This is a genomic window from Elusimicrobiota bacterium (genome assembly GCA_026388155.1).
GTDB lineage: Bacteria > Elusimicrobiota > Elusimicrobia > Elusimicrobiales > UBA9959 > UBA9634.
Window position 1 is genome coordinate 32,529 of record JAPLKI010000010.1, and the last position, 14,260, is coordinate 46,788.

Consider the following 14,260-nt stretch of genomic DNA (forward strand, 5'->3'; position numbering starts at 1 on the left):
GACAAATGGTTTATACATGCTATACTATGTATGAGAGCAAAAGTGTAACTAATTTGTAATAGTGCAATGTTACGATAATAGCAAAGCCGGCCAAAGCCGGCGGCGCAAAGCCAAGACCCGCTAAGTACGGCGGGGGTCAGGTTGCCGAAAACGATGAAACGCATAGTATTTCATATACTTGCCCCGTCTGGAATATGGGCCGTTGTAAAGCGCATTGAGCGCTTGGGCCTTTCCACGGGGCTTTTTGTTTCCGTCGGCGCCCTGGAAAAATTCTCTTTCTCCCTGCTCTTTCTTGCCGCAGCCTTAAGCTTTCAGCCTTCAGCTTTGCTGGCCCAGGGCGGCGGACAGCCCGGCCAGTTCATGTCTTACGGCGCCGGCGCGCGCGGGCTTGGCATGGGCGGGGCGTTCTTCGCCGTGGCCGACGACGCCTCGGCCTCTTACTGGAATCCGGCGGGGCTTACGCTTCTTGAGCGCAGTGAATTCACCGCCATGCAGGCGACCATGTTCTCCGATACCACGCTTTCTTTCTTTACCTACGCCCATCCCACCTCCACCAGGGGCACCTGGGCCGTGAGCATGACGCAGATTAAATCCCTGGGTTTTGAAAAAATTTCCATAACGGCAAATCCCGGCGGCGACGAAATAATAGACATAAAGAGCCTCGGCTCTTTTGACAACATGGAGCGCGCCATGGCTTTCTCGTGGGGCCGCGATGTGTCCGACAAGCTTTCCTTCGGCATCATGGCGAAAAATATCACCCGTTCCCTTGACACTTCAAAAGACTCTTTTAACGCAATAGACATCGCCATGATGCAGAAATTTTCCCCAACCTACAGGATGGCGATAGGTGTGCAGAATGTGTTCTCAATGGCATCCGGCGACACCGAAGACAAACTGCCTCTTACCCTGAAATTAGGCCAGGCGCTCAGCCTTTTTAAAGGCAGCCTGCTGTTCGGCCTTGATTTTATCAAACCGCAGAGCTCCGCAATGAACTGGCGTTTCGGAGGCGAGTACTGGCTTATGTACTGGGCGGCTTTGCGTTTCGGCGTAATGGGCGCGCCCGGCATTCAGGAAGCCGATTTCGGAGTAGGCATAAAGTACAAGAGCCTGGGCTTTGACATATCGCAGGGCATTCATGCGCTCGGCACCACCACAAGGTTCTCGGTTACCATGCGCATGGGCCAGTCCAATAAAACCAAGCACGACAGCGATGTGCGCACGATAGTGCGCCAGGCTATGCAATACTTCAAGGCCGGTTATTTCACAAGGGCCATAGAGAAGCTTAAGAACGCCATAGACTCCGATCCCGGCAACATGGAAATAAAACGCATGCTTATACGCTTGAGCGCCGCCGTGGACTATGTGCCCGACGCCACCGGCGTCGAAGAAGTGCCCACGCTCGCCCGGCGCGGCATTATCGCTTATGTGGACGGCAAGGATCTGCACAATGCGGTCAATATTCTGCGCCACGCTTTCAACAAAGACTCCAAAAACGACCACCTGCTCTCGCTCCTGAATATGGTGGAGAAAGAAGCCGGCGTCACCGAACTTTCCCGTAAGCCCGAGGGGCCGGAAATATTCACCTACATAGACCAGCGCACCTACGACGCCCGCCAGGCCATTTATGACGGGAAGTACGACCTGTCCATGAAACGCGCCCAGGATATACTTGAACTTGAGCCGAATAATGAAACCGCTCTTGAAATAATGGGCAGTTCTTTCTATCTGATGAATCAGAAAGATAAAGCCAAGGTGATGTGGGAAAAAGTGTTGGACATCAATCCTGATAATAAGATAGTGAAAGAATTCCTACAGCAGATAAAATAACGGCAGGGGCAATAACTGCAGGGGTTGGGGGCTGGCGGCTAGGGACAGAAAATATTATAAGGAACTCCTTCCCTAAACCCCTAATCCCTAGCCCCTATACCCTATCACTTGTTCTATTTTTGCAACGATTCTGCAATAAGGTAAAGGTAAAATAGTATTGCTATGCGCAGATCACTGCTTGCAATTATTCTGGCGGTCCTGGCCGTCCATCGCGTTTTTGCCCAGGCTAACACGCCCGCCGCCGTACCGGATACCATGGGTGTTTCCCTGATGGAGAAGCAGGCTTCTCTCCGGCTGGAGGTGGAAAGTAAAATAAAAAGCGAGATCCTTGATCCGATCATGGGTCCCGGCAAGTCCTTCGTTTTCGCCGATGTGGAGATGGAAGTGGTCTCAAAAAAGTCGGAACAAAACACAGAGGAAATGGGAGCTATTCAGAAATACAAGGAGAGGGGGGCAAAAACCGGAAGCACCGATACGGATTTTATATTACCGGGAATTCCAAGACAACCGGCTGTTACGGGGGCAGACAATGCCCGCCCGGAGGCCGCGCGGGGCCAGCAGACGCAGCAGCAGAAGGGCATACAGCAGGTGCGCTACGGCCTTGAAACCGACATCACCCGTTTTCAGGTGACCGTTATCCACGATGAGACCGTTTCCCCGGAAAGCCTTAAAACCGCCCGTGAGCGCGTTGACGATTTCCTGATACCTTACAAGATCCACGGCCATGACGCCGCCACGGTCGTTTTCAAACCCACCAGGTTCAAGAGTTATAATATCCTTGAGGATTTAAGGCGCCCGGGGGTTTATCTGCCGCTCCTCTACGCACTGCTTTTCCTGCTGATGCTGCTGTTTCTTTTCGGGCCCCTTTGGGGTTTTTTCAGGAAATATATAAAGGCTATCCTTGCAAAGCCGGGCGCCGAGGTCAATATTGACCAGAAAATGGAAGAAGGCGGCGGCGGCGGCGAAAAAAACGACGCCACTGAAGAAGGGCATCAGCAAATTGACATGAATTTTCTCCAGAAAGAGGAGGAAAAAAAAGATGAAGAGGATGAGCTTATGAAAAAATTTGAGCCGTTTACTTATTTAACCGAGGAAAATCTGAAAAAACTCGTCTATTTTTTTCTGCTTAAAAAGGAAGACCCATGGGTTATAGCGCTGGTATTAAGCTACTTGAAGCCGGAACTTTCCCGTCAGGCGCTTTCCATGCTGCCGCTTGAAATGCAGTCCAGGGTGGCTCTTGAAGCGCTGACCGTGCGTCAGGCCAAGCGCGAGCAGATAGAGGCCATAGACAAGGATATACGGGAAAACGTTGATTTTGTGATGGGGGGCATAGAACGCCTGGCCAAGATGCTTGAGGACAGCGATGCCTTCACCAGAAAAAACATAATAGAGTATCTCAAAACCCAAAAACCAGATGTTTACGAAAAAATTAAAAAGATAATCCTTATATTCGAGAATCTGATCAGTTTCACCGATAAGGATTTGCAGACCATAATAAGGAGCGTGAGCAACGAAGACATAGCCAAAGCGATTTATAAAGCCGATCCCCAGCTGGTGAATAAGTTCTTCGCCAATATGTCGCAGGGCGCGGTCAATGCCATAAAGGAGGTAATGGAATACTCAGGTGAAATCAGCCCTACTCAGGTAGATGAGGCCCAAATGAAGATTTTGGACGCCGTAAAAAGCCTGGAGGCCGAGGGAAAGATAAGCGCCCGCCAGCAGAACACCCAGGAGGTTTATATCATAGACAGCGATGAAGTCGCCTCCGGCGAACAGCGCAGGCAGAAATTGAAGAGTATCGCCCCTGATGTAATTGAAGCCCGGCCGCCTCAGGGACAGGCTTCGAACCCGGAGGAGGCTCAACAAGCGGCTCAGTATCTGTCGGCCGGAATTGAGTTATACAACCAGGGAAAGCTGGCCGAAAGCCTGCAGTATTTTGAGTATGCCTCAGGACTCAACGCCCTGGACGCCCAGATCTGGCAGTGCCTGGGCACGGTTTATTACGCCCTGAACAGAATGGACGAAGCTATGCGGGCCTATGAACGCTACGCTTCACTCTCAAACGACCCGGCCGTGAATGAATGGCTGGCCGGGTTTAAGCAGCAGGCGGGGAAATAACGCAAGCCTGAAGGCTTGCGCGCCATAAGCCATATGCTCTAGGCCATAAGCTATGTGGCTGTTCCAGCCGCGCCATAGGCCGTAAGCTTTTAAGGAGTTCTTTACAAGCCTATGGCATATGGCGTAAAGCTTATGGCAATCCTGTCCACAGCCTGTTAACAATTCTTTAACCTTAGTGCAATGTCGGATTTATAGAATATGGGTGTGGAAGTGAAGTCTGAAATTATATTTCAGCGCCTGCAGGCTTGTAACTTGTAACGGGAACTAATTCTATGGACGACAGTGAAAAGAAACCTCCAAAACCCGGCATACCGCCTTTGCCGCCTGGAATTTTAAGGCCCGGCCTGCCTTTACCCCAGCCGGGCGCGCGTCCGGCCCCGGTCGGCGGCTTGGGGCTGCCCAACCCTTTCGCTCAAAATTCGCCGCCCCAGTTCCAGAGCGCAGCCGCTTACCCCGATGCCCGCGCGCAGCAGGCCGCGAGCGAATCTGCGGCTGAAACCGCCAGAATGAAAGAAGAAAAAGATAAGCTCGAAAAAAAGATTTTAGAGATGGAAAAGCTGCTTTCCCAGGAGAAAGAGCGCGCTCTTTTAGCCACCCTTAAAAACCAGCAGGATGAGACGCTCTCTTCAAAAGTGGAATCTTCCCTCAAGGATATACAGGACCGCATGCGCCGCGATAAGCGCGATCAGGAAGTGGAGGAGGAACGCCTTACTTTTAAAGGCAAGATAAAAGAGCTTGAAACCCGCCTGATGCAGGAGCGCGAAACCTGGATGCAGAGTCTTAAAGGGCAGGTGGCCGAGCGCGAAACACAGGGGCGCGACGTGGAAGGACATTTTATTTACCGTTTGCAGGAGATGGAGCGCCGCTGGCTTGACGAGAAAGCGCAATGGCAGAAGGAAATTTCAAGCCGTGAGGACGCCATCCGTTCGCTCAAGTCCTCGGCCGAGCGGTTGCGTGAAGTCGAGGACGAATTCCGCAGCGTCAGCCTTGAAAAATCCCTGGCTGAAAAGGAAATCTCAAAGCTCCGCGACGATGTCGCGCGCGCGGAAAGAGAAAAAGCGTCCATAGAGTCCTATATCAAGGCCATGCCGGAGAAGGAGCGGGAACTTGCCGAACTGAGAAGCGAAGCCGCGATCTTGAAGATGAAGGAGGAAAGGACGCACAGCGATTTTAAGCATCAGGAAGAAAAATACCTCCTTGAAATAGAAAAGCTGCAGCGGGAGCTGGGCGGCCTCTCCGACAAAAAAAATTCGGAAAAAACGGAGGAACTGAGGGCGCAGATGACCCGCCATGAGGCGCTGCTCCAGGAAAAAGACAAGACCATAGCCGAAGTTTCAGGCGACAAAGTGCGCGCTATTTCAGAGATGCTGAAAATAAAGGGTTTCGTCTCAAAAGTGCAGGCGATAAATGCGGTGCTTGACAAAGAAAGAGGACAGCTGCGCATTGAAAAGATGCAACTGGCCCAGAACATGGCGGCCCAGCTTGAAGAGATCAAAAAACTGCGGCAGGAGCAGGAACTTTTCAAAGCGTCCCACCACGGCGAGATCGAGGAATTTTCAAAAAAATACAGCGAGGACATCGAAAAAATTAAAACCGGAATGGCCTCGGAGTTCGCCCGCCAGCATACCGAGAAAATAGCCGAACTTTCCCGCAAGCAGGCCGAGAAAATAGCCGAACTTTCCCGCCAGCGGGACGAGAAAATAGCCGAGCTTTCCCGGCAGCGGGACGAGAAAATAACCGAGCTTTCCCGCCAGCAGGACGAGAAAATCGGGAAGCTTACACGCGCTCATATGGAAGAGATGTCTTCTTACGCGGCGAAATGTCAGGCGGATCACGACTTGAAACTTTCCGAGTTGCGCTCCAGGCTTGAACGGTCCTCCTCCGATTTTAAAGCCCAGATCGAGGCCGAGTATGCGGCTAAATTTAAACAGCTCAAAGAGCTTGCCGTAATTTCCGAGGGAGAGAAAACACATCTTGAGATTGAAAACCGCAGGTTCTCCGAGAAGTTCAATAATTTTGAAAGGGTCGCCGCTTCAAAGCAGGAAGAACTCGCGGCCAAAGCTGAGGCGCAGTACGGCGCGCTGGCTTCACAAAAGGCCGAATTGGAAAAATACGTCCGCGCCTTTGAAAACGAAAGGTCAAAAATGGCCGGAGACCTTGCCTACGTCAAAAATCAGCTTGAGGCCGAAAGGTCAAAAATGGCCGGAGACTTTTCCGCCGCCAAAAGCCGGCTTGAGGCCCTTGCCGCTCAGAAATCCGCCGCCGAGGCGGAACTCGCCCGGCTTTCAGGCCAGCTCAGGACGGAAAGCGCCAATCGCGCCGGTTTTGAGGCCGAGATGCTTTCGCTTAAGAACAGAGTCCGTGACCTTGAACAGGCCGCCGCTGAAAATGAGAGCCTGTTCGCCTCCGAACGGGATAACGCGGAGGCTATGAAGACTGCCGCCCGGGCTCAGCTTGCGGATTGTGAGGCCAAAATCGCGGAGCTTTCAGGAGAACTGGAAAAATATAAGGCGGTTGAAAGTTCTCTTGGTTCCAGGCTCAAGTGGGCGATTAAGGGTAAGACAAGCGAATAGCAAATAGTGGCCGGCGATTAGCGAATAGTCGTAAAGCATCTCTTGATCTATTTCGCTACTTCCCTGATTCGTGATTTCACTATTCGCTAACCCCCGCCTCTTTAAGTATAATTATTAAAATGATCAAGCTTAAAAAACTTAACGGTTTTGAAATTGTGGTGAACGCCGAGCTTATTGAGAGCGTCGAGGCCACCCCCGATACCGTGATAAATCTTGCCACCGGCAACAGGTTCATTGTCAGGGATTCCGTGGATGAGGTGGTGGCCAGGGTGGTGGAATATAAAAAGAAGGTCTATAGTGAGCGGAAAGTGATAAATCCCATAGAGGGATTTGAAAAGAAGTAATGTAAGTTTGCGAGTTGTGAGTTGTGGGTTAGGAGTTAAAAGATCCTGAACTCTTAAACTCTAAACTCATAACTCTAAACTTACAACTTCCCGGAGAATTTATGGATATAGCCACAATAAGCGGAATAATAGTTTTTCTCGGTTTCATTTTAGGCGCCGTGTATAAACAGGAAGGCTTAGCCGGCTTCAAACCGTTCATGAACCTGGAGGCTTTCCTTGTTGTCATGGGCGGAACTTTTTGCGCCATTTTGGTGAATTATCCGCTTTCCGCTGTTATAGGTGTGGGCAGGGTGCTTAGGCAGGTGCTGACTTCCAAGGGCGAGGATACCTCGCGGCTGGTTTCCACCTTCGTCACGCTTTCCCAGAAAGCCAAAAAGGAGGGGTTCCTGGCGCTTGAAGGGGATGTGAAAGCCCTGGACAATGATTTTTTAAAAAGGGGAGTGCAGCTTGTTATAGACGGGGCGGATCATGAATTTATAAAGAATATGCTGGAAACCGAGCTGGATTTTATAAGGGAACGCCATAAAGTGGGACGGGAAATTTTCAACGCCCTTGGCACTTACGCCCCGGCTTTCGGCATCATAGGCACGGTGTTGGGTATGATACTGCTGCTTGCCAACATAGACGATGTAACCCAGGTCCCGCGGCGCATGGCGCTGGCGCTTTCGTCCGCTTTCTTCGGCCTTGGGGCCGGTTACTGGCTTTTTCTGCCCATGGCCGGAAAACTCAAACACCGCTCCGAGGAAGAGCTTTTCGTCAAAGAAATAATCATAACCGGCGTGCTCCTTTTACAGAGCGGCTCCACGCCCAGCGTGGTGGAAGCGAACCTGAAGGCTTATCTTGACCCTTCAAAACGCGCCGCTGTGAAAAAGGAAGCTAAGCCGTAGCGGAGAATAATATTTTATGTCGTTAAAAGTCAGGGGAATGATCCCGGAAGATGACATCCGTGTGGCGCTAATAGGCCATCCCGCGCCGCCCTGGCTGGTAAATTACGCCGACCTGATGACTGAGATGGTGTGCTTTTTCGTCATTCTTTACGCCCTGTCCGCAGCCCTTAACAAGGAAATGCAAAAAGCCCAGAAGGATATAACGGAAATGATGAAGAATGGCAATATACAGGGCCAGGTTAAAATGGATAAAGAGGGAATGCGCATTACCCTTGAAGAGCAGGGTCAGTTCGCTTTTTTTGAAAGCGGCCGGAGCGAAATAACCGACAACATGCGCTCAAAGCTGGACAAAATAGCCCCTGTGCTTAAAACCCTCGCCGCCAAGCACGATATAATAGTGGAGGGCCATACCGATAACATCCCTATCGGCGCCAACGGCGCCAAACAATTCGCCACAAACTGGGAGCTTTCCACCGCCAGAGCCACCAGCGTGGTGAGATATCTTCTCAGTTCGGATTTTCCGCCCAAAAGGATGGCCGCCATAGGTTACGGGGAGTTTCATCCCATTGCCGCAAACGATACTGAGGAAAACCGCCGCAAGAACCGCCGGGTGGTGTTTTTAGTGAAAACCGGCCCGTACATTGACGCGTCGCCGGAAACTCCCGGGATAAAGCCCGCGGTTCCGGCGTCAACGGTGCTCACTCCCGAACAAGCGCCGTCCGGCGAGGCCAATGAGCAAGCCCCGCCGGGTGCAGCCCCCCAGTAAGCGCGGAGCGGGCTCCGGCAAAGGGAGATAAATGGTGTTTTCTAAGCGTATGGCCGATGGCTTATGGCATACGGCGGTAAGTTAACCGACAGGCGGCGAGAAAATGAAAAACTTCTTCAAATCAGCGGTTTTAATCGCGGCGTTTGCCGTGAGCACCGGATGTTTCGGGGGTCTTCAAGCCCTCAAGGTCACTGATTTTACCGATCAGAGGGTAACTGACCTTTCCCTTACCAAAAAAGTCACCGGCAAGCATGAGTATATTTTCTTTTCCACCACCAAAATGGGAGTGTTCCTGGATGGCAGTATACAGGGGATAGTTACCGACTATCTGGGCAATCCCATAGAAGGCGTGACCGTGAAGATCATCCCTGAAACGGGAAAAAAGGAGGGAGGCAGCGCCGACGTTTTTGCCGTCACGGAGGAAAATGCTAATTCATATATCAATCTTTCTTTCACTCCGGGTATAAGCGACACAATGGGTCTTTATAAGATACATTTTTCCCTGCCGGTGGTGGATAACGAGGTGGATCTGAGAGGCAAGATAGTTTATAACCCGGGCTGGGACCAGCAGAAAATAAATTTAGGGAAAGCCTATGAGCCTCAAGCCAAGGATACTCCCTTTCGCCTTTACTACAACCTGAAAACCGGTTTTCTGGCGTTTGCCGAGGGCGTGCGTAAGATAATAATGCAGCCCGTGGGCGAGGGCGTAGGCCGTATGCAGGTTTTGCCCGGCGCCAAGGCGCCAGTCGAGGTCATCAAGTCTAAGGAGGATGCAGCCCCTGCCCCGGCCGCCGGAAAGGCGGAAGAGGACCTCTTCAAGGGGTTTGATTTCGGACAGTAAAACAAGCCATAAGCTTTAGGCCATAAGCCATAGGCAGAAAAGTTGCCATAAGCTATAAGCCGTATGCCATATGTAATATGCTTTTTAAGAAGTTTCCTTATCGCGTATAGCCTCCGGCATAAGGCTTATGGCGGGTACGGCTCATTAAGGCCTATGGCTTCCCATCTATGAAAGTTGCCGTCGCTATGTCCGGGGGGGTTGATTCCTCGGTGGCGGCGGCTTTGCTTAAACAACAGGGTTTTGAGGTTATAGGCCTTACACTTCGCCTTTTTCACGAGACCGGCCGCGGCGGGATTGCCTGCTGCGGCGGAGAGGCGTCCGTCCTAAGGGCGCGCGGTGCCGCGCACGCTATAGGCATAAGGCATTATTTTAAAAACGCCCGGGAACTGTTCTCTAAAAAAGTTATAGACAATTTTGTGAGCGTCTACCTTGCGGGCGGTACGCCGAACCCCTGCGTGGAGTGCAACCGCCATCTTAAGTTTTCGTATCTTTTTGACCTCGCGCGGGACCTCGGGGCCGGGGCGCTCGCAACCGGGCATTACGCCCGTATTGAAAATGCCGGGGGGGGGCCGGCGTTGCTGCGGGGTCTTGACCCGCTTAAAGACCAAAGCTATTTTCTCTATTGTCTTAAGAAAGAGCGGTTGGGGCGAATACTCTTTCCGCTTGGAGCCATGGCTAAAACCGAAGTGCGCGCGCTGGCCGCCAAACTGGCGCTTCCCACTGCGGCTTCGGCGGAGAGCAAGGATATTTGTTTCGTCACGGAAGGAAATTATGACGCCTGGCTTAAGAAAACAGCGGGAATAAAACCGCGTAAAGGCTCCGTGCTTGACCAAAGCGGAAAAGTGACGGGTTCTCATCTGGGTTTTTTTAATTTCACCGTCGGCCAGCGGAAAGGCCTTGGCGTTTACGGGGCCGAGCGCCTTTACGTGACGGAAATAAGGCCGGGTTCAAATGAGGTGGTTGTGGGGCCGCTTAAACTGGCGCATAAATCCGTCTTCACAATCGCCTCGGCAAACTGGCTGGCCGAAGCGCCGCATCCGGGCGCCCGCCTTTGGGCTCAAATCCGCTACCGCCACAAACCAGCCGCCTGCAGATTTAAAAAAGAAGATAACGCGGGGCTGAAATTTATTTTTGAGGAGCCGCAGTTCGCCGTTGCAAAGGGTCAGTCCGCCGTGTTTTACGACGGAGACAGGGTTCTGGGCGGGGGGATAATAGCGGGGAGCGAATAGTGATCAGTGATTGAGTGATTAAGTGATTAAGCAAGAGATTCAGTAACTAAACGGTAGTTTCAAAACTAAATCACTATTTACTCAATCACTTAATCACTGGGCTAATCCGCCTAGATTCAAGGAGATATTATGAAGAGAAAAATTATCGCTGTGATTTTCGGCGGCAGGTCGCCGGAGCATGAAGTTTCCATAGAGTCCGCAAAGACTGTCTGCGCCGAGCTTTTAAAAGGCGGATTCCTGCCGAAACCTGTTTATATCACAAAGCGGGGCGATTGGCGCCTGGCAAATTACCAGGTCCTTAAGCGGGGAGGAAAACCCGCCGGCGAATTTATTGAGCCTTCTTTTAAGGAGGGTTGTTTTAAAACGGAGAGCGGCGCAAAATTGAAGCCCGCGGCTGTGTTCCCGATAATCCACGGCGCTACGGGCGAAGATGGCAAGTTGCAGGGCTTGCTTGAGCTTCTGGGTATGGCATATGTCGGCTGCGGGGTCATGGCCTCGGCGCTCGGTATGGATAAGATTATTTCAAAAAAACTCGCCGCAGACGCCGGGGCGCCGGTCCTTCCTCATATAATTGTCCGCGCTTCGGATAAAAACCGTATCGGGCCGAAACTCAAAAAAGCCGCGGGACTCGGGTTTCCTCTTTTTGTCAAGCCGGTGACTTTGGGCTCTTCGGTGGGCATACGCAAAGTGAAAAAAGCGGCCGCGCTTAAGGCCGCCGTAAACTTCGCTTTCCGTTATGACACGGCCGTGATGATAGAAAAAGGGGTGGATTACGCCAGGGAGATAGTTTGCGGAGTGCTTGGGGAGGGCGCCGGCGCGCGTGCAAGCGTGTGCGGGGAGGTTCGTCCTGTCGGAGGCCATGAATTTTATGATTATGAGTCAAAATACCTGGATGAAAACGGCATGGAGTTTAATCTGCCGGCCGCGCTTTCAAAGAAGACGGCCGGCAAGCTGAGGGGGCTTTCAACGGCGGTATTCGCGGCGCTGGGCTGCCATGGGATGGCCAGGATCGATTTTCTAATGGACCCGAAAAATGAAAAAAAATTTTATTTTTGTGAGATAAACACCGTTCCGGGTTTCACCTCGCACAGCCTTTATCCGAGGCTCTGGGCCTCCACGGGTCTTGCGCCGGCGGAAACGGTTAAAAAACTGGTTGAGCTGGCCATTAAAAGGCAGGCACAGCAGTCACGACTGAGCACCGACAGGAACACAGGCGCACAGGCGCACAAGAGCACAAGCAAAAGGATCTGATAATCTGATGATTTGAGAGTTGGGGGAACTGCAGTTGCTTCGGGTGCTACAAAACTTCAATGGTGGTTTCTTGCTTCTTACTTGTGCCCTTGTGTTCTTGTGACTTGTGCTCCCCTCTACTTCCCCGTGTCTTCCTCGTCCACATATTCGTATTCATCCGCCGGCGCGGCCTGCTTTTGCGCCGCCTGTAAGTGTTGTTTCGGAGTTGTGGCATGCGTACGGACCGGTTTAGCCTGCCGTTTATTCTTTGCGGCCCTGGCTTTCGGCTGCTTTTTTGACGCAGAGGCCGCTACCAGAGCTTCCATGCCGGCGTTGCCGGTGGTGTCCAGCGGCTTTACGTCGTTTCGTTTGACGTTTGCTTTATAAGTGAAGGCAAGCTGGGACTTTCCGTTTTTGGAAGGAACTACGGCGGAGATCTGATAATATCCTTCGGTTCCGGTGAAGTTACCTTCCCACTCCAGTTTTTCCGAATCCCATCCCGCTTTCGCGGCCTCCTGGCGTATGGCGTTTTCAAGGGTTAAGCCCCCCGGCCGCAGGGTGTAGTTGCGAATGAAATAAATCACCTCGGGAGGGACAGCCTCCACTTTTGCCTGTGAAGTCTGCTTCTGCGCAGTGTCACCCTGGGTATGTTCTGCGTCCGTGTTCAGATTGGCGCCTTCCGTGCCCGTGCTCAGGTTGGGGCCTTCGGCGCCCTGCGGAGCCTGATCCTGGCCTGTGGGGAACTGGGCGGTTTGAGCGTCCTGAACGGCCATTTTTGTGTTCGCGTTATGGTTCGTCAGAAATGGTATGGGAAAAGGGATGTATTTTGTCGCGTCAAATATCTTCTGCTGCTTAAGTACGAAAACAGCGACAAGCGCTATGGCCGCTATCAGGAGCAGTGTAGTTATCAATCTGAAAAGTTTGCCGAAAAAACTCCCTATTCTTATTTTTTTTCTGCCGGTATCAACAATCGCCGGCTTTTTTTCTTCTTTTTTGGATTCTTCGGTCTTTGCATTTTCCTGCGCCGGAGGTTTCCCTACACCGAATACGGAGTCTGAGTTCTTCTCTATTGTGACGGTCTGGTTTTCCTGCGCGGGAGCGAAATTCCCTCCGGGCGCCAGTGAGACCCCGTCCTGCCGCGTGCCGGAGGATAGTGATATTTTTATATCTGAAATCTCGCTTTCAAGTAAACTCAGCCTGCCAAGCAGATCGCGCTGGAACTGGCTGTTGTCAATTGAGGCCAGCACTGTGCCCATTTGTTCAAGTTTCTGCTTTAGCGGTTCCAACTGGGAATTAAGTTCCTGGCGGGTCAGGGTGTTTTCGTCGAAAGTGTGTGTTTTGGACGGGAATGTTTCACCTCCCGCCTGATCGGCCGCCGCGGGAACTTCTTTGGGCGGCTCCGCGACTGAGGCGCCAAAACTTATATCGGCTGCCGGCTTGAAATTTTTAAAAAGTTCTTCCGAGTTTTTTATTTCAGCGGGGGGGGGGGCCTGCTCTTCGGCGGAAATAGCGTCGGCCCTTTTGCCTATCTGGGAAAGCGTCAGCGGGTCAAAACTGGCGGACGCGTTCCTGGCCAGCTCCGTGACCGGATGCTCAATTTTCCCGTCGCTTTTAAGCGCGCCAAAATGGCTCACCTCTATGTTCATGTTTTCCAGAGAGCTTGGCGGGGGAGCCGCGGGTTCAAACGAAGACGCGGCCAGCGGTTTTAATTTTACCGCCTCCGGCGCCGTCGCCGCCCGGCTTTCTTCCTGCGCGGGCAAGCCGGAAATACTTCTGCCGTCGGACCTCTGTATCTCTCCGGCACCGGGGACAGCCGGCTGCTCTTCCGGAGCCGTGCTAAGCGGGTCGGGAACTAAAGATCCTCTCATGGTCATCCCGAAGGCCGGCGTACTCTGGGGTAGAGACGGGCTCTTTACTCCACCACCCGCTTGCCCCTCGCTTTTTCCGACAGGGCCAAAGTGCGGGGCTTGCCCGGCTTCGGCGGGCCCTTCCGGCCTTAAAGTGGGCGGCGGGGTTAATTGGGCCGCGAAATTGCCGGCCGGTTCGGCAGACGGGCTTCGGGACTTCAGGGCGCCTGAAGCGGAAAAATTCAGCATAGCCGAAACTTCGGGGTAAGTGGACGCCTCTTTCCAATCCTCGGTTTTTTCCCCAACCGGGGTTTGCGGGCAGATAAGAGAAGAAGCGCCGAAGTTCGGAAGTTCTGATAATTTCTCTTTTTCAAAAGGGCCGAGGATCTCATTGTTTATGTATGCCCAATATTTCATAAATGCCTTCCTAAATCTTTGATCGCTTTTCGCTTGCTTTAAGACCTGAAACTTGCAACTATCCTTATCTCTCTGCTCTATTCTGTCTTCAGCGGCTGTGCAAAGGAAAAGAAACAAAAAATCAAGATATCTGCCTGAACCGTCTTTAAATTCTAATCCAGTCGTGTTACGGAAATAATAA

General features: G+C 52.1%; 10 protein-coding genes and 1 riboswitch. Of the genes, 9 read left to right on the top strand and 1 reads right to left on the bottom strand.

What is annotated here, in order from left to right; genetic code table 11:
* Positions 1 to 69 precede the first annotated feature (69 nt).
* Positions 70 to 149, top strand: a riboswitch (cyclic di-GMP riboswitch).
* Positions 150 to 153: 4 nt separating this feature from the next.
* From NTX59_03240 to NTX59_03280, 9 genes are all read left to right on the top strand, one after another.
* Complete coding sequence (locus NTX59_03240) at positions 154 to 1,827, top strand: PorV/PorQ family protein (protein MCX5784682.1); 1,674 nt, start codon at positions 154 to 156, stop codon at positions 1,825 to 1,827.
* Between the two features lie 162 nt (positions 1,828 to 1,989).
* Positions 1,990 to 3,945, top strand: a complete 1,956-nt coding sequence (locus NTX59_03245) for a hypothetical protein (GenBank protein MCX5784683.1) — start codon at positions 1,990 to 1,992, stop codon at positions 3,943 to 3,945.
* Positions 3,946 to 4,217: 272 nt separating this feature from the next.
* Entirely contained in the window at positions 4,218 to 6,518 is a 2,301-nt protein-coding gene (locus tag NTX59_03250) for a hypothetical protein (protein MCX5784684.1), read from the top strand.
* A 119-nt stretch (positions 6,519 to 6,637) separates the two neighbouring features.
* Positions 6,638 to 6,862: a flagellar FlbD family protein gene (locus NTX59_03255; GenBank protein MCX5784685.1), complete on the top strand. Its 225-nt coding sequence runs from the start codon at positions 6,638 to 6,640 to the stop codon at positions 6,860 to 6,862.
* Positions 6,863 to 6,963: 101 nt separating this feature from the next.
* Complete coding sequence (locus tag NTX59_03260) at positions 6,964 to 7,749, top strand: MotA/TolQ/ExbB proton channel family protein (GenBank protein ID MCX5784686.1); 786 nt, start codon at positions 6,964 to 6,966, stop codon at positions 7,747 to 7,749.
* A 16-nt stretch (positions 7,750 to 7,765) separates the two neighbouring features.
* Positions 7,766 to 8,515 carry a flagellar motor protein MotB gene (locus NTX59_03265; GenBank protein ID MCX5784687.1) on the top strand — a complete coding sequence of 250 codons (750 nt, stop codon included), beginning with the start codon at positions 7,766 to 7,768 and terminating at the stop codon, positions 8,513 to 8,515.
* A gap of 103 nt (positions 8,516 to 8,618) precedes the next feature.
* Positions 8,619 to 9,356 (top strand): hypothetical protein, encoded by a 738-nt coding sequence (locus NTX59_03270; GenBank protein MCX5784688.1) that lies wholly within the window; start codon positions 8,619 to 8,621, stop codon positions 9,354 to 9,356.
* Positions 9,357 to 9,523: 167 nt separating this feature from the next.
* Positions 9,524 to 10,585: a tRNA 2-thiouridine(34) synthase MnmA gene (mnmA, locus tag NTX59_03275; GenBank protein MCX5784689.1), complete on the top strand. Its 1,062-nt coding sequence runs from the start codon at positions 9,524 to 9,526 to the stop codon at positions 10,583 to 10,585.
* 129 nt (positions 10,586 to 10,714) lie between these two features.
* On the top strand, positions 10,715 to 11,836 hold the full coding sequence (locus tag NTX59_03280; protein MCX5784690.1) for a D-alanine--D-alanine ligase: 1,122 nt from the start codon (positions 10,715 to 10,717) through the stop codon (positions 11,834 to 11,836).
* Positions 11,837 to 11,952: 116 nt separating this feature from the next.
* On the opposite strand, the gene NTX59_03285 is transcribed toward NTX59_03280, so the two are convergent.
* Positions 11,953 to 14,079, bottom strand: a complete 2,127-nt coding sequence (locus tag NTX59_03285) for a hypothetical protein (GenBank protein MCX5784691.1) — start codon at positions 14,077 to 14,079, stop codon at positions 11,953 to 11,955.
* Positions 14,080 to 14,260: the final 181 nt, after the last annotated feature.